Origin of the sequence: Synechococcus sp. W4D4, assembly GCF_047716805.1 — a bacterium.
In the GTDB taxonomy this organism is placed as follows: domain Bacteria; phylum Cyanobacteriota; class Cyanobacteriia; order PCC-6307; family Cyanobiaceae; genus Vulcanococcus.
The window spans coordinates 1,618,656-1,639,573 of record NZ_CP180404.1 but is presented as its reverse complement, the minus strand read 5'-3'; the positions used below and the strand labels follow the sequence as shown (position 1 = coordinate 1,639,573).

Here is a 20,918-nt window from a genome sequence, read left to right as displayed (position 1 = left end):
AAGCTAAAGGTGGTCGAGCGGATGTGGCCTGCCATGAGTGAGGAGAACCCCAAGCTGGCTGCATCCGGTTCGGTCTTTGCCGAGCCCTTGCCAGAAGGGCGTCCGCCTCGCCAGGTGTTGGAAAACCTCTGGTTGTTTGCCCCCAACCGCGACACCCTCGGGGGCTCAGCCTGGTGGCTTGAGACCCCGGAATTGCCGGAATGCTCCGGCCTTCTGATCGACTGCCCGGGTCTGAACCAGGCCAACCTCGCTTTCCTCCAGCAGCGCGGCCCAGGCCGCATGGTGTTGACCAGCCGTGACGGCCATGGCCGCACCCGACGTTTTCAAGAAGAGCTGCAGTGGCCGGTCTCTCTGCAGGAGCAGGAGGCCTACCTGTTACCTACCGTGACCGGACTCGAGCCCTTCGCGTCAGAGCACTGCCTGGGCCGCGGTTACAGCCTGCGCTGGACCCCTGGTCCTACCCCCGGTAGTGCCGTGCTGCTTGCCGATACGGCGTTCCATGGCGGGCCGTTGTTGTTCAGCGGGCGGCTGCTCAGTCCCGTTGCTGCGGGTGAGGCCCGTCCGTTGCGCACCCGCCGATCGTTTCATTGGAGCCGCTGGTTGCGCAGCCTTGAGGCCTTGCAGCTCTGGTTGCCGCGTTCCACTCCCGTTGGCTTGGCCAGTGGGGCTGGCTTGGGAGCGCTGCGCGGAGAGGCGTTGATTGCCGATGTTCAGAAGCAGTTGGAGGCCCTGGACTGGGCTGCCCTGCGGTGCCAAGAACCCATCTAGCGGGCTGCTCGCGGGGGCACAAAACCGCCCGAAAGCGCTGATTTCGGCAGCAAATGTGGCAAAAACGGTATGGGAAAAGGGGTTTTGAGGTTGCCGCCCCTTGCCAACCCCCATACCATTGGCGCGCTGAAACCAGTGGTGGCGGGGCTTTATCACTCCGCCCTGCTGCTACTGAGCCCAGAGGCTTCCATCCCGATGAACAAAGCTGACCTCGTCAATCTCGTGGCTGCTCGCACCGAGTTGACCAAGACCGACGTGGCCCAGGTGGTCGACGCGGCTATCGACACCATCATCGATTCGGTTGTCGAAGGCAAAAAAGTGTCGATCCTGGGCTTCGGCTCCTTTGAGCCCCGCGAGCGTTCTGCCCGTCAAGGCCTGAACCCCAAGACCGGCCAGAAGATCAAAATTCCTGCCAAGCGCGTCCCTGCCTTCACCGCCGGCAAGCTGTTCAAGGATCGCGTTCAAGGCTGATCCAGCAGCTACGTCTACGCCCGTCTCACGCGGCGTAGAGCAGAGGGCGACCTTCGGGTCGCCCTTTCGCGTGTTGGGGTCCTAGCGCTTGTCCATGTCCGCCTTGCTACCCACCCACCTCAGGACCCTGCAGGCCGAGGTTGCTGATCTGCGGGCAACGGCTCGCCGGGGTCGCTACGCGCCCTCCCCCACGGGGCGACTGCACCTGGGCAACCTCCGCACGGCCTTGCTCTCGTGGTTGATCACCCGGCTGCAGGGCGGGGAGTGGTTGCTGCGGATCGACGATCTCGATACTCCGCGCAATCGTCCGGGCGCTGAGGCCAGCATTCAAGACGACCTGCGCTGGCTGGGTTTGTTCTGGGATGGCCCGGTGCTGCGCCAAAGCGAGCGTCGCGGTCTCTACGCCTCTGTCCTGTCGGCGCTGCGTCGTAGCGGTCAGTTGTATCCCTGCCGTTGCAGCCGCCGGATGTTGGCTGATGTCTCAGCTCCCCACGGCCGATCGGGGGTCTATCCCGGTTTCTGCAGATCCCTCACTCCGCATTGGGGCCTGAAGGATCGACGGCTGCCGAGCTGGCGTCTGCGTTTGGAGCCGGGCTCGCTCCAGTGGCAGGAGCAGCTGGGCCCTGAGGGCTGCTTAGACGCTCTTAGGGAGGTGGGTGATGTGGTCCTGCGCCGGGCTGACGGCTTCTTGGCGTATCACCTGGCGACCGCGGTGGATGAGTGGGCCCTGGGTATCACTGATGTCGTCCGTGGTCTTGATCTTTGGCCGGCCACGGGTCCTCAGGTCGCTGTTCTTGAACAACTGGGCGTCGATCCGCCGCGTTACTGGCACCTCCCCCTCTGGATGGATGCCCAGGGCCAGCGCTTGTCCAAAAGAGACGGGGGGCTGGGGCTCGCGCTTTGGCAGGACCAAGGCCTGAGCCCAGATGTTGCGATCGGCCGCCTGGCTGCCTCATTGGAGCTGGTGCCCGCGGGAGCCAAGCTCAGCGCTGAAGAGCTTCTGCAGCAGAGTCAGTTGGAGCGCCTGCGGCGGCTCTTGCGCCAGCCCCAGGTCGTGTCTTTTGGGGTCGAGTCTTAATGATCCCTTCGGGATCGAACCCCCTTGCCGCGACCAAAGTGAACCCATCACTAGGAGCGGCCCATGGCCAGGTCCGAGGAGCGGGGGGACAGGACTGAGAAACAGGGTTCTCAGCCCTGTCCCAGTTGTGGTGGCAGCGGGATTCAGCGCACCCAAGCTGCCGGCTATCGCACCTGCTTGCAGTGCGTGGGCCAGGGCACTCTTCTGTTGATCAGCGCTTCGACTTCTGCCGCCAGATGAAGAACGCTGCAGTCGCGACAACCACCAACAAGGGTGTGGCAGTCAGCAAGAGCAGAGCAACGGAGGTCCAGTCGGTGTACATCGCGGCGAAGGCGCAAGCGGCGCCCATCCTCTCAGGCGCTCTGCTCGTTCTGACCTGTTGTTTCTTCCCTGCTTTGGCCCGCTCTGGGGTGGTCTTCGATGACTGCCAGCCCACGCCCGATGGAGGGGTGACCTGCGATACCCGGCCGACGGGAAACACCCTTTTGGATGACGAGGCGGCCCGCTACGGCCTCTTCAATGAAGCCAGTCCCGGCTGGGCTGAATTTGACCCCTACCAGGGCTATGACGACATGTTTGGCGGGAACGAAACCTGATGAGCCCCAGCTGAGACAACGCTCAGACCAGTGAGCCCCCGCCGAGCTCTCTAGATTTGGGGTGATTCTGTGGCGAACGGGTCGTGCTGCACTTTTGGTCGCCGAATCTCGATCCAGAGCACGGCCGCAATGGCCTGCACCCTGAGCGCTATGTGCTGCGCTTGGTCGACGGCCAGGGCTTTTTGGCGATCGGGACGGATGGTCAATCCTTGGTCGTGGTGAGCTCTGCCGCTGAGGCCCATCAGTTTCATGTGCATGAGGTGGCCGTGGGGGCTGCCCAGGAACTCAATGCAGAAGGCCGCGGTCCCCTCGATGTGGTGAAACTCGAGGAGGCTCCGTAGGATCCGCCGCATCTTGAGTTCGCTGAGCCAGCCCCTGATGGAGCTCACCTACCGCCCCCGCCGCCTGCGCCGTTCCCCTGCCCTGCGGGCCATGGTGCGGGAGACCTCCCTCAGCCCCGCCGATTTCATCTATCCACTGTTTGTTCACGAGGGGGCCAGCAATGAGCCGATCGGCGCCATGCCCGGCTGTCAGCGTTGGAGCCTTGATGGGCTGGTTCAGGAAGTCGGTCGTGCCTGGGAGCTGGGGATCCGTTGCGTGGTCCTCTTCCCCAAGGTGGCCGATGGCCTGAAGACTGAAGACGGGGCCGAGTGCTTTAACGAAGGAGGACTGATTCCCCGGGCGATCCGCCGCCTGAAGGAGGTCCATCCCGGGATGGCGATCATGACCGACGTCGCCCTGGACCCCTATTCCTGCGACGGCCATGACGGGATCGTCAGCGGTGAAGGGGTGGTGCTGAACGACGAAACCGTGGCGATCCTCTGTAAACAGGCCGTCGCTCAAGCCCGCGCTGGTGCTGATCTGATTGGTCCCAGCGACATGATGGATGGCCGTGTCGGCGCCATCCGCGAAGCCCTCGATGAGGAAGGCTTCGAGCACGTCGGCATCATTAGCTATACGGCGAAATACGCCTCGGCGTACTACGGCCCCTTCCGCGAAGCCCTGGATTCAGCACCACGCGCTGTGGCCAGCAAGCCCATCCCCAAGGACAAGTCCACCTATCAGATGGATCCGGCCAACGCCCGCGAAGCCATCACCGAGGCCCAGCTCGATGAGCAAGAGGGCGCCGACATCATGATGGTCAAGCCCGGTCTGGCCTACCTCGACATCATTCACCGCCTCCGGGAGGAGAGTGAATTGCCGATTGCGGCTTACAACGTCAGTGGCGAGTACGCCATGGTCAAGGCGGCCGCCGAGAAGGGCTGGATTGATGAGCGTGCCGTGGTGCTCGAAACCCTTCTTTGCTTCAAGCGCGCTGGTGCTGACCTGATCCTCACGTATCACGCCTGTGATGCAGCTGAGTGGATGCGCCAGGGCTGAAGCCGGCTCTGATCGCAAGCACGTCGGGGCAACCTCCCTAGGGTTATCGCGTTGACCGCGGGCTGCCGCGATGGGGCTGCGCGCGTTACGCCACCTTCTGCTCGCCATTGCCGTTCTCCTGCCGGTCTGTGCTGGTGCGCGGGAACAAAACATCCCGCCGGCGCTGCTGCCGCTGGTCAAGAGTTTTGAGGCCTATGCCCGGGACCTCGATCGCCTGGATGGGGTCCTGAAGCTCGCCCCAGCGGATGTTCCCGCCGCCCAGGTCACCCCAGAGCTGCTGCAACAGCTGCGCCCCCCCCCGCCCGGAGCCTTGCCGGCCCAAGTGGAAGCCGTTGCCGTTGAGCAGCGGCTGCGGCTGGATCTCCAGCAGGTCATCGCTGTGGCGGTGCAGAACGATCCGGTGTTGCAGGAGCAGATCGCCCGCGTGCAGGAGCAGCAGGGCTGGTTGAAGTCGGTCCGTGGTCGGCTCTACCCGATCCTGGGACTGAACCTTGGCGGCGGCTACAGCCAGCAGAAGGTGGGCAGCCTCGCCTGGCAGGGCAACGAGAGCATTTACGGAGTTGATTCCGCCTTCTATGTCCCCACAGGCGGGTGGGCGCGCACCCAGACCAATGTCGGGGATGGATTTGCCCTGCTTCAGCTCGACTACGAGCTGCTGAGCTTCGAGCGCAACGCTGCCCTCGCTGAAGTCAAGGCGGAGCTCCAGGCCTCCCAGCAGCGCTACGGCAACCGCCTGCGGCAGCTGCAGCTCAATGTGAGTGAGGCCTACTACCAGCTGCAACTGGCTGACCAGTTGCGCCGCATTCGTCAGGTCGTCGTCGACAACGACACCGTCATCTACGACCAGGTCATGGCGATGAAGATCGCTGGCCTGGTGCCCCGGGTGGATCTCTTGCGGGCTGAGGCGATGCTTCAGCAGAGTCGCTTTCGCCTGCAGCAGGCCGACGCCCTGCGGCTGGGTCAGCAGCGGCGCCTGAGCAATCTGGTCAATACCCCCTTCCAGATCACCCTGGAGGCGAGTGAGGCCGTCCGCCTCCAGCCGCCCTGGCCGTTGGACCTGCAACAGACCATCGTCCGAGGCTTCCAGGACAACCCCCAGCTCGAGGCCCTGCAATCAGCCCGCACAGCGTTGCTGCGTCAGGCGGATCGCCGGGCTGCAGAGTTGCTGCCGCGGCTCGGGTTGTTTGCTACGGGTGGCTACCTGGCGGCCCAGTCCACCTCGCCCTTGGTGGATCTGCAGGGCTGCTGCAAGGGTCCGGCCTACATCCCAGGTCTGAATGCGCAGAGTGGGGAATGGGCCGCTGGGGTGAGGCTCAATTGGCGCCTCTTCGATGCAGGCATCACCTCTGGTGCGGTGGCTGCGAGCCGCGCGGCGGCGGGGCGCACCCTGCAAATGGAGGCGGCCGAGCGCAATGCGATTCGCCAACGCCTCGAATCGGCTTATTACGACCATCGCGCCGCCCTCAGCCAGATCATTGCGGCGAATGCCTCCTTTAGGGCCGCTCGTGAGGCCTACCGCGATAGTCGCGCCCGCTTTGAGTTCGGCCTGGCGGATTACACCGACCTGGCGGACACGATTCGGTCACTGACGACGGCCATGGAGCAGCAGGCCGAAGCGATGACCTTGGCCAATGTCAGCTATGCCCAGTTGCTGCGGGAGTTGTTGCCTGTTCCCACCACGCTTGATGCGCCGGTGAGCTTGCCGATCACTTTGTCGGCCGCGCAGGATTGATCAGCGTGTTCACCGTCGCATGGGAGGTCGCTCCCGCACGCAGGGGGTGGCGGCTGTTCTGCTCCATCAGGATTCGCACCGGGAAGCGCTGCGGCACCTTCACCCAGTTGCCCGTCGCGTTCTGTGGCGGCAGCAGGGAGTAGTAGGCGCCACTGCCCGAGCTGATGTTGATGACCCGGCCCTTGAAGGTCACCCCCGGATACATGTCGAGCTGCACCTTGGCGGGCATCCCATCGCGGATCCGGTGGATTTGGGTCTCGAGATAGTTGGCGTCCACCCACCAGTGGTTGTTGTCCACGAGGGTGAACATGGCCTGACCTGGTTTGACATATTGACCAGTGCGAATCGAGAAGTTGTTGCTGACATATCCGTCCATCGGCGCGTAGTAGCGGGTGTAGTTCAAGTTGACCTTGGCGTTGCCCAGCGCGGCTCTGAGGGCGCGGATGTTGGCTTCCTGCTCACCGATCTGTTTCTCCAATCGGCTGATGTCGAGGTTGGCGCCCTTGACCTTGGCCCGTGCTTCGAGTTTCGCGGCTTGAAATTCCTGCTCCTTCTCTAAGGAGACCACCTGTTGCTGTTGGAGGTAGGCGTAACGCTGCTGGTTCAGGTCAATCAGCCATTGGCTGGCCTGTTGGTCCTTTAGGGCTTGCTTGGCCTGAAGGCGCTGTTGCTCAAGGGCTTCTTTCTGGGCGATGGCGGCATCGAGTTGATGCTGTTGTTGATCGACACTCAGTTGAAAGGGAAGCGGGACGATCTCATAGAGCAGCTGCCCCTCTTTCACGAAGGCATTGGGCTCAGTATTGACCGTTTTGATGTAGCCCTCCACGTAGGGAGAGACGGTCACTGTGTAGGCGTGGACATAGGCGTCGTCGGTGTAGGGGAAGAAGTAGCCGTGGATGAAGTACGAGGCGAGGCTGGTCGCCACCAGCCCGATGGCCCCACCGGCGATCAGGCGGGTGCGCTGTTTTTTGCGGGCAGCCTCTTCAGCGCTGACGACCTTGCTCTCCCCTGCGGGTTGTGCCGCTGATGCGCTCACGCCCGGCTCGCCTCACTATTTGCGGAGGCTAGGGCTGTTCCTTCGTTTTGGCTGGTGCTGTGGCCTGGGGGCTTCGGTGGAGCTGGGGCAGCACGCAGAGCACCAGCAGGACGAGCCCCACCATGGTGGCGATGTTGATGAAGTTCACCACTTCGGCCTGTTGGGCGATGGCTTTGTTGAGCACCTCGAGGGAGCCTTGGGACCAGAGGTTGCCGCTGATCCCCATGGGATGCCCGTTCAAGGGTTCTTGGAAGGTCTCCAGCCCCCAGTTGGATCCGTAGATCTGTTCTCGAAACCGTTCCCAACTGCCTTGGGTGCTGACGGTGCGGATGGCGGAACTCACACCGCCAGAGAGGGCCTTGGAGATGTTCGTGCAGAAGAACAGCACGGAGCTGGCGCTGGTCATCAGTTCCGACGGCATCGTCGAGAACGACATCTGAATCTCGAGGCAATTGATCAGGGCAAAGCAGATCCCCACCAGGATCAATTGCAGGGTGACGTTGTTGTTGCTCTGCTGGGCTGAGGTGTAAGCCATCCAGAGCGCCGTCAACGCAAAGGTGAAGATCGCTGCCGAGCAGAGTTTCTTTTTGGCGGGGATGGTGGCGGCAATGAGATGGGGGCTGGCCCCCGGAGTGACCATCAGGCCCGTGAGGACCGCCGCAACGACAAAGGGCAGAAAGGACCAGGCGTAGTTCTCAATGGTGTTGTTGACGACAACCATCAAGAAGCGCGGGACGATCGCAAAGACCATGAACAGAAAGAACATCACGGAGCTCAGGTTCACGGCGCTCACGCAGTAATTGATGTCCTGAAAGATCTTGAGGTTGATCAGTTTGGGGACCGTGGCCACGCGCCAGCCAAAGAGCCCGAGCAACAGCAATGAGCTCCAGAGCATCACCACATAGATCCCGCTGCTGAACCACTCCCGTTGGTTCCCCACCACCAGCGAGAGGCTCAGGAGCCCAAAGCCACCGGCCATCAGCCCATAGCCCAGCCAGTCGATCTCCGCTTTCGGGTCGCCCGGGGTCGCGGGCATCAACCGCAGGATCACGGCGACTGCGGCCAGGGCCGCCAGGCCCAGACCGGCGTAGAGCGTCCGCCAACTGAGATACCAGGTGACGAAGGCTGAGAGTGGAATGCCGATGGTGGAGCCCGTCACCAAGGCCAGAGCCACCAATCCCTTGCCCATGGGCGTGTATTTCTCCCCCAGTTGCCCGCCCAGGTAGCCCCCTGCTGCCGCCGGGATCACCCCGGCTCCGAGTCCCTGCAGTACGCGCATCGCGATGAACAGCTGCGGATCGGTCGCGACGGAGCTGAGCAGGCAGGCGATGCCGAAGACCCCAGGCCCAACCGTGGCGATGGCCTTGGCCCCGACCCGCTCTTTCAGGCTGCCCAAAAGGGGCATGATCAAGGCGGCTGGCACCAGAAAGGCCACTTGAAACCAAACCGCGAGATAAGGCGTGCCTCCCACATCGCCGCTGACATACATGTGGGCGGGCACACCGATGGAGTCGGTGGAGAAAAACACCAGCTCCAGCGCCAGAAAGCAGATCGCCACCACCCCGCGATTGGTGGCCCAGAGGCTGCTGGTCAAGGGGGTCGATCGGTGCTCGCCCAGTGTTGCCACGCCATCCGGGGCCTGCACGACAGAGAATGGAGCTAATGCCAACGGATGCCATGGCCGTCTCCCATCGCCTTGGCCATGTCGCCCTGCGGGTGCAGGACATGGAGCGGGCCAAGCGCTTTTATCTCGACTTAGGTCTGCGGCTGACCTGGGAAGCCGACGACTGGTGCTACGTCCAGTGGCCCACCGGAGAGGGCATCGCTCTGCTCAGCCCGGACTACAAGGCAGCGGGCCCCCACTTCGCTTTTCACGTCCAGAACCGCTCCGAAGTGGACCAGGTGCGTGAGCAGCTGCTGGCGAAGGGGCACGCCTGCGGCCCGGTCCATGACCACCGCGACGGCACGGCCTCCTTCTACATGCAGGATCCAGAGGGGAACTGGTTGGAGATGCTCTATGAGCCCGCCGGAGGGCTGCCCTCCAATATCGGAGCTGAGCCGATTCCTCTGACCTACTCGTGACGGCTGAGCTGCACGCCCCAATCCAACAGGAGGCTCTGGATCTGCTGGAGTGGCCGCGCCTCGCCCAGCACGTCTCCAGCTTTGCCAGCACCAGTGCCGGTCGCTTGGTGGCGGCCCGGCTGCCCCTGGCCAAGACCCGCCAGCAGAGTGTGGGCTGGTTGGCTGAGACGACCGAGCTGCTAGCGCTCGATGGTCTGATCGAAGGGGGGCTGAGCTTTCAGGGGGCCGCTGATCTGGACCACACCCTGCAGCTCTGTGCCAAGGGGGGCGTGGCGAGCGGTGATGACCTCTTGGCCGTGGCCACAACCTTGGCGGCGGCCCGGCGCCTGCGTCGTCAGATCGATGATCCTGAGCTCCGGCCGGTGACGACAGCCCTGGTGGAGCCCCTGCGCACCCTCCCGGAGCTGGAGCAGCGCCTGCGCTTCTGCATTGAAGACGGAGGGCGGGTGGCAGATCGCGCCAGCCCTCCCCTCTCCGGACTGCGCCGCCAGCTGGCGTCGGTGCGGATGGAACGCCGTGATCGTCTCAATGAGCTGATTCGCCGCTACGCCGCGCTGCTGCAAGACAACGTGGTGGCTGAGCGCAATGGTCGGCCGGTCCTGGCGGTCAAGGCTGGTGTCGGCAGTCAGTTGCCAGGCCTTGTGCATGACAGTTCCGCCTCGGGGAACACTGTCTTCATTGAGCCTCAGGCGGTGATTCCCCTGGGCAATCGGATCCGTCAACTCGAAGGGGAGGAGCGCGAGGCAGAACGGGCGGTTCTCCGAGAACTCAGCGCCTTGGTAGGGGAAGAGCAGCCGGCGCTCGAACACCTTCAGCAGGTTCTGATTCAGTTGGATCTGGCCTTGGCCCGGGCCCGCTACAGCGCCTGGCTGGGGGCGGTGCGACCCGAGCTGGAAGCGGATCCCCTGGCTCCGCTTCAGCTGGAAGGCCTGCGTCATCCCCTCTTGCTCTGGCAAGAACGCCGCCAAGGCGGCCAAACGGTCGTTCCCGTCAGCGTTCGCGTGGACACCAGCCTTCGGGTGGTGGCGATCACCGGTCCCAACACCGGTGGCAAGACGGTGACCCTGAAAAGTGTGGGCCTGGCGGTGCTCATGGCGCGGGCCGGCCTGTTCTTGCCCTGCAAGGGGTCTCCGCGGTTGCCCTGGTGTCAGCAGGTCCTCGCTGACATTGGCGACGAGCAGTCGCTGCAGCAGAACCTCTCCACCTTCAGTGGCCATGTGCGCCGAATCGCTCGGATTCTCGAGGCCCTGCCTGCCGCCGGCAGTGATCTAGCGACCCAGCCCGGAGCCCAGCTGGTGCTCCTCGATGAGGTGGGGGCCGGTACTGATCCCACCGAGGGAACCGCGCTGGCCATCGCCCTGCTCAAGCAATTGGCGGACCGTGCCCGGTTAACGATCGCCACGACCCACTTCGGGGAGCTCAAAGCGCTGAAGTACGACGACCCGCGCTTTGAGAACGCCTCCGTCGCCTTCGATGTCGAGAGCCTCTCGCCGACCTATCACCTGCAATGGGGGATCCCGGGGCGCAGCAACGCCCTGGCCATTGCCACGCGACTGGGCTTGGACGGCAGCGTCTTGGAGGCCGCGCAGGCCCTGCTCGCCCCCCGGGGAGAGGGAGAGCTCAATCAGGTCATTGCCGGGCTGGAAAGCCAACGGCAACGGCAGCAGGACGCGGCGGAAGAGGCGGCTTCGCTGCTGGCCCGCACCGAGCTGCTGCACGAAGAGCTCCTGCAGCGCTGGCAGCAGCAGAAGGAGCAGAGCGCAGAGCTCCAGGAGCAGCGTCGACAGCAACTGGAGCGCTCGATCCGCGATGGCCAAAAGGAGGTGCGCCGCATCATTCGGCGCCTGCGTCATGGCCGCGGCCATGACAGCAGCGAACTTGGAGAATCAGCGCGTCGGGCTGGGCAAAAGCTCAAGCAGCTCGAGCAGCAGCATCGCCCGCTACCCGAGCGCCGGGACCACAAGGGTTGGCTCCCCAAGGTTGGCGATCGCGTTCGGGTCCTCTCCCTGGGCAAGGCGGGCGAGGTCCTCTCCCTCAGTGAAGGCGGCCGCGAGCTCAGCGTCCGCTGTGGGGTGATGCGCCTCAACCTTGAGCTCTCCGCCATTGAGGGGCTGCAGGGTGAGAAGCCGGCTCCGCCCGAGGCCCAGGTGGCGATCCGCAGTCGCCGCAATCCCGCCAGCCGGGGGCCGGAGGTGCGCACCGAGCGCAACACCATTGATGTGCGGGGGATGCGGGTGCATGAAGCCGAGGCCGCCGTGGAGGAACACCTGCGCGGAGCCAATGGCCCGGTTTGGGTGATCCACGGAATCGGGACCGGCAAGCTCAAGAGAGGTCTGAGGGAATGGCTCTCCAGCGTTCCCTATGTGGAGCGGGTCACCGATGCCGCCCAGGGCGATGGCGGCCAGGGCTGCAGTGTGATCTGGGTGAAGTAACGCCCTAACCCAGGGACGGCAGCACGGGCTCGGGGCCCGCGGCGGGTTCGGCGATCGGCTCGGGCGCCATCGGGATGGCCTCCCCGTTGGCGTCAAAGAACCGCCAGCCCTTCGGATCGATCTCCAAGTGAACGGTCTCCCCTGGGGTCAGGCGCTCGCTGGGTTCAGCCCGCAGCTGGACCAGGTGGCTTCCCTCCTCCAGACGGCAGGTGAGCAATTGTTCGTTCCCCAGCCCCTCCACGTGGCACACCTCGGCCGGCAGGTTGCGGTTCGTGGCTGGGGCCAAGCGCAGGTGTTCAGCCCGCAGGCCGCCGGTGAGGGTCTCGCTGCCCCCAGCGTCCTGCCAGTGCAACAGGGCCTCCCCACTGGGGCCTTCGGGGAGGAAGCGCCGGTTCCCGAGTTGGAGCTGGCCTTTGCCCGCAACGGTGATGGGCAGCAGATTCATCGCCGGGCTGCCGATGAATTGCGCCACAAACAGGTTGCTGGGCCATTGATAGAGCTCCGTTGGCGTCCCGAGTTGCTGCAGAGAACCGCGGTTCAAGACAGCAATCCGGTGGCCCATGGTCATCGCCTCCACCTGGTCGTGGGTCACATAGACCGTTGTGGTTCCCAGTCGGCGCTGTAGTTCGACGATCTGCGCACGGGTTCCCGTGCGCAACTTGGCATCCAGATTGCTCAGCGGCTCATCCATCAGAAAGACGGAGGGCTGGCGGGCGATGGCGCGGCCGAGGGCCACCCGTTGTTTTTGACCGCCGGAGAGTTCCTTGGGCATCCGATCCAGCAGATGCTCCAGCTCGAGGGTGCTCGCGACCTCCTGGATGCGCCCCTCAATCCGTTGCTCCCTGCTCGAGGGAACCCGCAGGGCCTGGGGCAGGGTTCGCCCCGCTCGATGCAGGCTGTCTTGGATCTGCTGAACGGTCGTCCGTTGGCGCTGGCGCCGCAGGCCAAAGCCGATGTTGTCCGCCACGCTCAGGTGGGGATAGAGGGCGTAGCTCTGAAACACCATCGCCACATCCCGCTGGGAGGGCCGCAGATGGGTGACCTGGCGCCCCCCCACGACGATCTCGCCGCCGGTGGGGCTCTCCAGTCCAGCGAGGAGGCGTAGCAAGGTGCTTTTGCCGCAGCCGGAAGGGCCCACGAGGACCAAAAACTCACCATCACGGATGGAGAGATCCAGCTGTCGCAGCACCTCGACCGCCGCACCGCCTCGTCGCGGTGGGTAGGTCTTGCTGACCTGCTGGAAGCGAACCTCTGCCAAGAACCGGCCTCACGGCGGCCCGATCTTAGGGTTGGTCAAATGCAATTCATTGATCAGGCTCGGATCTCACTGCAGGCAGGACGCGGCGGCGATGGGATTGCCGCTTTTCGCCGTGAGAAGTACGTCCCCGCCGGTGGTCCCTCCGGTGGCGATGGCGGTCGGGGTGGGGATGTGTGGCTGGAGGCCGACCCCAACCTGCAAACCCTTCTGGATTTCAAATACAAGCGCCTGTTCGCCGCTGACGATGGTCGTCGCGGAGGACCCAACAAGGCCACGGGGGCCAGTGGTTCACCCCTGGTGATCAAGGTGCCCTGTGGAACGGAGGTGCGCGATTCCCGCACCCACATCCTGTTGGGAGACCTCACAGAGAAGGGTGAGCGCCTGCTTGTGGCCGTCGGTGGCCGCGGCGGCCTCGGCAATGCCCATTACCTGAGTAACCGCAATCGTGCTCCGGAGAAATTCACCGAGGGTCGCGATGGAGAGGAGTGGCTGCTTCAGCTGGAGCTGAAGTTGTTGGCAGAGGTGGGAATCATTGGCTTGCCCAACGCCGGCAAGAGCACGCTGATCTCAGTCCTCTCCTCGGCTCGGCCGAAGATTGCCGATTACCCGTTCACCACCCTGGTTCCCAACCTGGGGGTGGTGCGGCGCCCCAGCGGCGATGGCACTGTTTTTGCTGATATCCCCGGCTTGATCGCGGGGGCCGCCCAGGGCGCCGGTCTCGGTCATGATTTCCTGCGCCACATCCAGCGCACCCGCCTGCTGATCCATCTTGTTGATGCCAGCTCAGAGGATGTATTGAGAGACTTCCAGGTGGTGCAGCAGGAGCTGGCCGCCTATGGCAATGGGTTGGATGAGCGACCCTGCTTGGTGGCTCTCAACAAAACAGAGTTGCTGCTGGATGACGAACTGAAGGAGCGCATTCAGCTGGTTAGCGACCACTGCGGCCAACCGGTGCTGGATGTCTCAGCTGCGACATCGAAAAACTTGGATCAGCTCTTGTCGCGTGTTTGGAAAGAGCTGGGGGTGTGAGCCAGGAACACCAAGGTGCCCTGGCTCACGTCCGAAGCTTTGAGGCTCAGTCGTCGTAGACGAGGCACTCAGGCGCGTCGGGGTTCAGGTCGCAATAGACCTCCATGGGGCTGGGGTCTTTCTTTTCGTCTGGATGGTGGTTCTTGTATTCCTCGAGGCCCTTCACTTCGTCCTCGAGGTGACGCACCTTGCTTTGATCACCAGCAGCTTTGGCTGCTTCGATCTCGCTTTTGTCCTTAGCGATGTGCTCGTCGATCGTGTTCATTGAATGAGGCCGGAGAGATCAGGCTGCTCGACGTCGGGCACACCTTACGGGGTGTCTGGCGGATACGGAGCCATTTGTGATCGGCTGCTGATTTCGTCTTTGGCTTTTCTTCGCGGCCGGATGGGAGAGCTCTGGCTAGCAGAGGGCTAGTGAAGGACTTCGAGATGGCGCGGATCACGCAGCGACATGATCGTCACTTCATGGACGAGTCCGGTCGTTTGTTCTGGATCAACGGCCCTGACCATCACTGTTACCTCTCCGAGCAGAGGCAGTGGCGCGATGGTCTGACCTTTGAAGACACCCTGGAGTGGAAGCAATGCTCCCCGACCGGGTTGGTCAGTCAGCGCTTTCATTCGTTGCAGGCTGCCTGCGAGGCCTTTGAGCACAACCAGATCCAGTGGACCTTGGATCTTTACCTGCGGCACATGGGTGATGAGATGGCCCTGCAGCGCAGCCTGAGTGATTACAAGCCAACGGCGATGAAGGAGGCCGAGGCCCGCTCTGGCCGCTGCCGCCAGCAGCCCTGGTTGGGTCAGGGCGCTCCACTGATGCGATGCGATCTCAGTGCAAGGCCATCCCGCGGAGCAGCGGAGCTCCTCCCCCACGCCCATCGCCGCCGGCGCAGTAGCGCCTCTATCCGGGCATCTCGCTGAGTTCGAGCCAGCGTTCTTCGCCTGTGGCGATGTTCTCCAAGAGGCCGGAGAGCTCTTCGCTCAGGGCCTCGAGGGCGGCGTAATCACTGCCGCCCGCAGCGAGGAGTGTTTCGAGCTCCTCCTTGCGGACCTCCCAGAGGGGGAGGTTCGTGTCGAGCTGCTCGAGTTCACGGTTCTCCTTAAAGCTGCGGCGCCTGACCTTCGCTGGCTTGGCCTTGGGCGCAGGTTCCTCCTTGGGGGGCGTTGGTGCTGGAGTGGCTGTTGCTGGTCGACTGGCGGATTGCCGCTCGAGATAACTGCTGTAGTTGCCCTCAAAGCGCTGCAGCTGGCCGTCCTCGAAGCTGAAGAGCCGATCGACGGTGCGATCAAGGAAGTAGCGGTCGTGGGACACCACGACGACACAGCCGCGGAAGTCCTCCAAGAAATCCTCAAGCACCGTCAGGGTCTGGACGTCCAGGTCGTTGGTGGGCTCATCGAGCAGCAGAACGTTGGGAGCCTCGATCAGCAGGCGACAGAGGTGCAGTCGGCGGCGCTCGCCACCTGAGAGCTTGCTGACGGGTTGGTGTTGTTGTGCGGGAGGGAAGAGAAACCGCTCCAGCAACTGGGAGGCGCTCAGGGTGGATCCATCAAGCTCGACGCTGCTGGCGGCCTCTTTGACGACGTCAATGACCTTTCGCTCCCGGCCGGCGGCATCGATCTGATCGAGCACGGCGTGGCTGTGCTGGTCGAAGTAGGCGAGCTTCACCGTGGTGCCCAGCTCCACCCGTCCGCCTTGGGGGGTGCGTCGACCGGCAATGAGATCCAGGAGGGTTGATTTGCCGGAGCCATTCGGCCCGATGATTCCGATCCGATCCTCAGGGCTGAAGTCGTAGCTGAAGTCCCGAAGCAGTGGTGTCTGGCCGCTGGTCTGGGCCTCCTCACTGGCCCAGACCAGCACGTCCTCGGCTTCGATCGCACGCTTCCCCAGTCGCCGTTGGTTGCTGGTCAGGCTCAGGTCCCCCTTGGTTTGGCGCTTGGGGGCCTCCTGCATCGCCTCGATCCGTTGGATCCGCGCTTTTTGTTTGGTGCTTCGCGCTTTGGGCCCCCGCTTGAGCCACTCCAGCTCGCGCCGCAGAACGCCTTTGAATTTCGCTTCGCTGGCGGCAGCTGCCGCTTCTTCCTCGCTTTTACGGGCGAGGTAAAAGGCGTAGTTGCCGCTGTAGTTGCGGGCCTCGCCGCGGTCCACCTCCACGATCCGGTTGGTCACCTGATCAAGGACATAGCGGTCGTGGGTGATCAGGACCAGGGATCCGCTGAAGCGCTGCAGATAGCCCTGGAGCCATTGGATGCAGTCGGCGTCGAGATGGTTGGTGGGCTCGTCCAGCAGCAGGACATCGGGGTCGGCCACCAGGGCAGCGGCCAGCGCTAGGCGTTTGCGGTAACCACCGGAAAGATCCCCGACCCGCCGTTGGGTGTCGCCGATTCCGAGCTGTTGCAGGACTTCGCGGATTTGCTGCTCCAAGCCCCAGGCTTGGCTTTGGTCCATCCGTCCATTGAGTTGGCCCAGCTCCGCCAGCAAGGCGGCATCGTCCTCGCCTAGCTCGTGGGCGGCGGCCAGAGCCTCGCTGACTTCGGTGTAGCGGCGCAGCAGTTGCATCTTCTCGCCGCTGTTGGCGAAGACCTGCTCGAGGACACTCCGCTGCGGATCCATCTCCGGCTCCTGGCTCACCAGGACGATCCGGGCTTGTGGCAGAACCCGGCGGCTGCCTCCGCCGGTGGGCTCAAGCCCGGCCAGGACACGCATCAAGGTGGACTTACCAGCGCCATTGGGGCCGATCAGTCCCAGGCGCTCCCGCTCGCCGATGTGCAGGGTCAGCCCGTCGAAGAGGGTGCGGATGCCGAAGTCCTTACGGACATCCACCAGGCTGATCAGGCTCACAGGTTGGGGGAATGCCGCTGCGCTTCCAGATAAGCAAACACGCTTTTGTCGCCCACATCGGCCGCGGCATCCATCGGGAATTTCCGCAGGGTCAGCACCAGCAGTAGAGCGGCTTCGATCGCCAGCAACGTCGCCGTGACTTCGGGGCTCAGGAGGCCGCTGAGGCGCCCCAGTAGCGCCATCGGCAGGAGCAACGTCACGCCGATGGCCTCAGGGCGGCGGAAGCAGAAGAATTCCTTGAAGCCGATTCCCGCGAGGGCGGCAAAGAACGGCCCCACCGCCCAGATCCAACGGCTGTCCATGGTCAGTGTTTCCGCCATGCCCTGAGGACCGGCGCTAAGGAGCAAGGCCAGAAAGCCCACGCATCCCACCAGCCACAACCACTGCAGGGCACGGTGCAGCGGACGCAGGTAGATGTGAATCCAGCGCAGGGCCAGGCCAACCCCCGCGGCCAGGGGGAGGAGCCAGGGCCAGATCCAGGCCCCTCCCAGCTGCTGCCATTGGATCAAGAGCGCGGCTTGGGCCACCGCGGCGGCGAAGAGGGCCAGCCGGTACCCCAGGACCTCGCGGCGGTCCGTCTCCGTAATGCTGTAGGTGCCATAGACACCTTCAAAGACCGGATCGGCTGGGGCGCTCATGCTGAAACGGTTCCTTCCACCAGTGTGGCCAGGGCCGGGCCTGCAGGCACGATCCCCGAAGGATTGAGGGGAAACAAGGCGCCGAAGTAGTCCTCGCGCCAAGCCTGATCGCAGCAGGTCTCGGCCACACCAGAGAGAGCGAAGAAGCGTTGCCGCCAGCGCCAGAGCCCTGGGAATTGCCAGAGCGGCTGGCGGCTGACCCCAAAGAGTGGGGCGTAGACCAATTCCAGGCGGATCAAGGTGGGGAAGAGCTGGACATCCGCCAGGGTCGGGGTCTCGGCGCAGAGCCAGGGCGAGGCGTTGGGGCCAGAGAGGGTGGCTTCCGCCTCGGCCAGGGTCTGAAACAGCGCCGATTCAGCACGGTCGTAGGCCCCTTGGTTCCTGGCAAATCCGCAGCGGTAGACCCCGTCATTGACGCTGTACTGCAGTCGCTCGCGCCAATCCTTGATGGCTCGAGCGTGGCTGGTTGGCTCCAGGTCCAGCACTCCTTTGGGGGCAGGCCAACTGTTCAGCAGCTCCATCAGGCGAGCGCTTTCTCCCACCACCACAGCTCCGGAGTGGCGCTCGACCAGGACAGGCACAGTCGCCCGTTGGTTGGGGTCTGCCCCTGCGGCTCGGTAGAGCTCCTGGAGGGTCTGGCAACCGCGAAAGGGCGTACTGAAGCGCCAGCGCCCTGCCTTGGGGTCAGGCTCCACCACCAGCAGATCAATGCTCTGCTGCAGCTGCCTGAGCTGCCTGACGAGCCAAGCCCGATGGGCCCAGGGGCAGCTTCGGCCCACGATCAGCACGTGGGCGCCCGGCTCTCCGGCCGATTGAGGAAGCTCGGGTTTGGCTACAAACGCCCCAGCCGGACGCCTGTAGTTCCCCTCGGGATCGGCGGGACCCAGGCCGCCCATCAGCTGCTGCCACTGCCAATGCCAGCCGGTTCGGGCCGCTGCCACAACGGCAGGGGGGATGGCCATGGAGGTTCGGAACACTTCTGCCAGGCTGGCGCAGCTGCGGGCTGGAGAACAGGGGATGGGTCGGGCTCAGGTGTTGGTGGTGGCGGGCACCCATGGCAATGAGCGCAATGCTCCGGCCTTGCTCGAGCGATGGCGGAGCGAGCCCCAGGCCCTGAATCGCGCTGGACTGCCTGTGCAGTTGGTCCTGGGTAACCCAGTGGCCCTTGGGGCGAATCGCCGCTACATCGATCGCGATCTCAACCGCTGCTTTGCCCCAGATCTGCTCGCCAATCCCGCCCTCCAGCAGTTGGAGATGCAGCGAGCGCGGGAGCTGCTGGCGGAGTTCGCGCCGACGGGCCCCAATCCCTGTGCAGTGGCGATTGATCTGCACAGCACCACCAGTGGCATGGGGAATTCGCTGGTGGTCTACGGACGCCGTCCTGCCGACTTAGCTCTGGCGGCGGGGATCCAGGGGCGCCTGGGTTTACCGATTTATCTGCATGAGGCGGATGCGGCTCAGACCGGCTTCCTGGTGGAGCGTTGGCCCTGCGGTCTGGTGATTGAAGTGGGCCCCGTGGCCCAAGGACTGCTCAGTGCCTCCATCCTTCGCCAAACCCAGCTGGCCCTTGAGGCGGCCTTGGCGGTCTTGGCCGAGGCGGCTTCCGGAGTGCTTCGCCTGCCCGCTGGGCTTCAGGTCTACCGCCATTGCGGCAGCGTTGATCTACCCCGGGACGGGACTGGGGAGGCCATCGCTTGTGTGCATCCGGCCTTGGAGCGGCAGGACTGGAAGCCGCTGCGGCTCGGGCAGCCCCTCTTCTGGAACCCTGCTTTGAAGGGTTGTCCGGCTGACTGGCGCTTCGATCCCGATGCCCTGGGCTTCCCTGCAGAGGCCCATTGGCCTGTCTTTATCAATGAAGCGGCTTACGGCGAGAAAGGCATTGCCTTCAGCCTTTGTCGCCGGGAGCGCTGGTCCAGTGATGCTGCCTGGCTTCAAGCCTTGCAGGCGCTGACGGCGGCCTAACCGCAGGCCCAGGTGCCCTGTTCCTTGGTGCAGGGCAGGTCGCTGGTGCTTCCGTCAGCCCAATAGATCCGCAGACGGTCATCGGCGCTGTCGGTTCGGAAAGTCAGCGACTTGACCGGACCGGCCGGGGCTTTGCCGGTGGGGTCGCTGGTGTCCGCCCCGCCGGGATTGGCTTGCCTTTGCTCCAATTGCTGCAGGCGCAGTTCCAGTCGATTCAGGCGTTCGTTCTCGGCTGAGTTGGTGGGCCGTTCTCCCCATTGGCAGCCCGGCAGCACGAGAGCGGCAGCAAGCAGCAGCAGGGGTAGGCGCATGACGCTGAGGGTGTGACAGGCGACTCCTAGCAGCGGTTTTGGGGCTTGGCTACCCGCCTGGATGAGGGCGCTGCGCAAGATCCCTTTACAAAGCGCGCAAACTTCCTTTACATTCGCTCGGGCAGCCCGTATGGGTCGCCCTAACTACCGCTCCAACGGCTAGTCCGTTGAGGCCTTTCTTTCCCGTACTCATGACGACCACCATCCAGCAGCGCCAAGGCGCTTCTGCGTGGAACCAGTTCTGCGAGTGGGTCACCAGCACCGACAACCGCCTCTATGTGGGTTGGTTCGGCGTTCTGATGATTCCCTGCCTGCTGGCCGCCACCATCTGCTTCATCGTTGCCTTCGTGGCAGCACCCCCCGTCGACATCGACGGCATCCGTGAGCCTGTTGCCGGCTCCCTGATCTACGGCAACAACATCATCTCTGGCGCTGTTATCCCCAGCAGCAACGCCATTGGTCTGCACTTCTATCCCATCTGGGAAGCTGCCAGCCTCGACGAGTGGCTGTACAACGGCGGTCCTTTCCAGCTGGTTGTTTTCCACTTCCTCATCGGCATCTACGCCTACATGGGTCGTGAGTGGGAACTCTCCTACCGCCTCGGCATGCGCCCCTGGATCTGCGTTGCTTACAGCGCACCCGTGGCTGCTGCTTCCGCTGTGTTCCTGGTGTATCCCTTCGGTCAGGGCTCCTTCTCGGACGCCATGCCCCTCGGCATCTCCGGCACCTTCAACTACATGCTGGTGTTCCAGGCTGAGCACAACATCCTGATGCACCCCTTCCACATGCTTGGTGTGGCTGGTGTCTTCGGTGGTTCCCTGTTCTCCGCCATGCACGGCTCCCTGGTGACCTCCTCCCTGGTGCGTGAAACCACCGAGAGCGAGTCCCAGAACTACGGCTACAAGTTCGGCCAAGAGGAAGAGACCTACAACATCGTGGCTGCCCACGGTTACTTCGGTCGCCTGATCTTCCAATACGCCTCCTTCAACAACAGCCGCAGCCTGCACTTCTTCCTGGCTGCCTGGCCTGTGGTTGGCATCTGGTTCACCGCCCTGGGCGTGAGCACCATGGCGTTCAACCTGAACGGCTTCAACTTCAACCAGTCGATCCTGGATTCCCAGGGTCGTGTGCTGAACACCTGGGCTGACGTGCTGAACCGCGCCAACCTCGGTATGGAAGTGATGCACGAGCGCAACGCTCACAACTTCCCCCTCGACCTGGCTGCTGCTGAGTCCACTCCTGTGGCTCTGCAAGCTCCCGCCATCGGCTGAGGCTGAACCCCACCAACGATTCAGCTTCTACTCGAACC

21 protein-coding genes are annotated in these 20,918 nt (G+C 63.8%); 13 read left to right on the top strand and 8 right to left on the bottom strand.

Going from position 1 to position 20,918, the window contains the following annotated elements; genetic code table 11:
• Positions 1-33: 33 nt before the first annotated feature.
• The 7 genes from ACLM42_RS09135 (at position 34) to ACLM42_RS09105 (ending at position 6,025) form a co-directional block, all read left to right on the top strand.
• Entirely contained in the window at positions 34-768 is a 735-nt protein-coding gene (locus tag ACLM42_RS09135; RefSeq protein ID WP_415398894.1) for an MBL fold metallo-hydrolase, read from the top strand.
• A 195-nt stretch (positions 769-963) separates the two neighbouring features.
• Complete coding sequence (locus tag ACLM42_RS09130) at positions 964-1,239, top strand: HU family DNA-binding protein (RefSeq protein WP_010315164.1); 276 nt, start codon at positions 964-966, stop codon at positions 1,237-1,239.
• A gap of 94 nt (positions 1,240-1,333) precedes the next feature.
• The gene (gene gluQRS, locus ACLM42_RS09125; RefSeq protein WP_415398893.1) at positions 1,334-2,317 is read left to right on the top strand and encodes a tRNA glutamyl-Q(34) synthetase GluQRS; all 984 of its coding nucleotides are present in this window, start codon (positions 1,334-1,336) and stop codon (positions 2,315-2,317) included.
• A 275-nt stretch (positions 2,318-2,592) separates the two neighbouring features.
• The gene (locus ACLM42_RS09120; protein ID WP_415398892.1) at positions 2,593-2,913 is read left to right on the top strand and encodes a lactate dehydrogenase; all 321 of its coding nucleotides are present in this window, start codon (positions 2,593-2,595) and stop codon (positions 2,911-2,913) included.
• Positions 2,914-2,996: 83 nt separating this feature from the next.
• The gene (locus tag ACLM42_RS09115) at positions 2,997-3,254 is read left to right on the top strand and encodes a hypothetical protein (protein ID WP_247910190.1); all 258 of its coding nucleotides are present in this window, start codon (positions 2,997-2,999) and stop codon (positions 3,252-3,254) included.
• 37 nt (positions 3,255-3,291) lie between these two features.
• Entirely contained in the window at positions 3,292-4,293 is a 1,002-nt protein-coding gene (gene hemB, locus ACLM42_RS09110) for a porphobilinogen synthase (RefSeq protein WP_415400161.1), read from the top strand.
• Between the two features lie 70 nt (positions 4,294-4,363).
• Complete coding sequence (locus ACLM42_RS09105; RefSeq protein WP_415398891.1) at positions 4,364-6,025, top strand: TolC family protein; 1,662 nt, start codon at positions 4,364-4,366, stop codon at positions 6,023-6,025.
• Here ACLM42_RS09105 and ACLM42_RS09100 read toward each other — a convergent pair.
• Both ACLM42_RS09100 and ACLM42_RS09095 read right to left on the bottom strand, forming a co-directional pair.
• On the bottom strand, positions 6,000-7,061 hold the full coding sequence (locus tag ACLM42_RS09100) for an HlyD family secretion protein (RefSeq protein ID WP_415398890.1): 1,062 nt from the start codon (positions 7,059-7,061) through the stop codon (positions 6,000-6,002). The two genes, ACLM42_RS09105 and ACLM42_RS09100, sit on opposite strands and share 26 nt — an antisense overlap.
• A gap of 28 nt (positions 7,062-7,089) precedes the next feature.
• Entirely contained in the window at positions 7,090-8,655 is a 1,566-nt protein-coding gene (locus ACLM42_RS09095; protein ID WP_415398889.1) for an MFS transporter, read from the bottom strand.
• Positions 8,656-8,738: 83 nt separating this feature from the next.
• Between ACLM42_RS09095 and ACLM42_RS09090 the strand changes: the two genes are divergently transcribed.
• On the top strand, positions 8,739-9,143 hold the full coding sequence (locus ACLM42_RS09090; RefSeq protein WP_415398888.1) for a VOC family protein: 405 nt from the start codon (positions 8,739-8,741) through the stop codon (positions 9,141-9,143).
• Positions 9,140-11,575: an endonuclease MutS2 gene (locus ACLM42_RS09085; RefSeq protein ID WP_415398887.1), complete on the top strand. Its 2,436-nt coding sequence runs from the start codon at positions 9,140-9,142 to the stop codon at positions 11,573-11,575. Before ACLM42_RS09090 ends, ACLM42_RS09085 begins: the two co-directional genes overlap by 4 nt.
• Before the next feature lie 4 nt (positions 11,576-11,579).
• Here ACLM42_RS09085 and ACLM42_RS09080 read toward each other — a convergent pair whose 3' ends face one another.
• The gene (locus ACLM42_RS09080) at positions 11,580-12,833 is read right to left on the bottom strand and encodes an ABC transporter ATP-binding protein (RefSeq protein ID WP_415398886.1); all 1,254 of its coding nucleotides are present in this window, start codon (positions 12,831-12,833) and stop codon (positions 11,580-11,582) included.
• Positions 12,834-12,872: 39 nt separating this feature from the next.
• On the opposite strand from ACLM42_RS09080, the gene cgtA reads away from it, so the two are divergent.
• Complete coding sequence (gene cgtA / locus ACLM42_RS09075) at positions 12,873-13,862, top strand: Obg family GTPase CgtA (RefSeq protein ID WP_247910197.1); 990 nt, start codon at positions 12,873-12,875, stop codon at positions 13,860-13,862.
• 46 nt (positions 13,863-13,908) lie between these two features.
• Here cgtA and ACLM42_RS09070 read toward each other — a convergent pair whose 3' ends face one another.
• Positions 13,909-14,127: a CP12 domain-containing protein gene (locus ACLM42_RS09070; RefSeq protein WP_247910198.1), complete on the bottom strand. Its 219-nt coding sequence runs from the start codon at positions 14,125-14,127 to the stop codon at positions 13,909-13,911.
• Positions 14,128-14,327: 200 nt separating this feature from the next.
• Here ACLM42_RS09070 and ACLM42_RS09065 point away from each other — a divergent pair, with 200 nt between their 5' ends.
• Positions 14,328-14,780, top strand: coding sequence for a hypothetical protein (locus ACLM42_RS09065; RefSeq protein ID WP_247910199.1), 453 nt, complete (start codon positions 14,328-14,330; stop codon positions 14,778-14,780).
• Here ACLM42_RS09065 and ACLM42_RS09060 read toward each other — a convergent pair.
• Genes ACLM42_RS09060 through ACLM42_RS09050 form a run of 3 tightly spaced genes read right to left on the bottom strand, consistent with a single transcriptional unit; the run spans position 14,761 to position 18,298 of the window.
• On the bottom strand, positions 14,761-16,698 hold the full coding sequence (locus ACLM42_RS09060; RefSeq protein ID WP_247910200.1) for an ABC-F family ATP-binding cassette domain-containing protein: 1,938 nt from the start codon (positions 16,696-16,698) through the stop codon (positions 14,761-14,763). The two genes, ACLM42_RS09065 and ACLM42_RS09060, sit on opposite strands and share 20 nt — an antisense overlap.
• Entirely contained in the window at positions 16,695-17,336 is a 642-nt protein-coding gene (locus tag ACLM42_RS09055) for a DUF2301 domain-containing membrane protein (RefSeq protein WP_415398885.1), read from the bottom strand. The genes ACLM42_RS09060 and ACLM42_RS09055 overlap by 4 nt, the downstream gene beginning before the upstream one ends.
• Positions 17,333-18,298 carry a glutathione S-transferase C-terminal domain-containing protein gene (locus tag ACLM42_RS09050; RefSeq protein ID WP_415398884.1) on the bottom strand — a complete coding sequence of 322 codons (966 nt, stop codon included), beginning with the start codon at positions 18,296-18,298 and terminating at the stop codon, positions 17,333-17,335. Before ACLM42_RS09050 ends, ACLM42_RS09055 begins: the two co-directional genes overlap by 4 nt.
• A gap of 55 nt (positions 18,299-18,353) precedes the next feature.
• Here ACLM42_RS09050 and ACLM42_RS09045 point away from each other — a divergent pair, with 55 nt between their 5' ends.
• Positions 18,354-19,298 (top strand): aspartoacylase, encoded by a 945-nt coding sequence (locus ACLM42_RS09045; protein WP_415398883.1) that lies wholly within the window; start codon positions 18,354-18,356, stop codon positions 19,296-19,298.
• Here ACLM42_RS09045 and ACLM42_RS09040 read toward each other — a convergent pair.
• Positions 19,295-19,609 carry a hypothetical protein gene (locus ACLM42_RS09040; protein ID WP_415400160.1) on the bottom strand — a complete coding sequence of 105 codons (315 nt, stop codon included), beginning with the start codon at positions 19,607-19,609 and terminating at the stop codon, positions 19,295-19,297. The two genes, ACLM42_RS09045 and ACLM42_RS09040, sit on opposite strands and share 4 nt — an antisense overlap.
• Positions 19,610-19,800: 191 nt before the next feature.
• Between ACLM42_RS09040 and psbA the strand changes: the two genes are divergently transcribed.
• Complete coding sequence (gene psbA, locus ACLM42_RS09035) at positions 19,801-20,880, top strand: photosystem II q(b) protein (protein WP_247909500.1); 1,080 nt, start codon at positions 19,801-19,803, stop codon at positions 20,878-20,880.
• Positions 20,881-20,918: the final 38 nt, after the last annotated feature.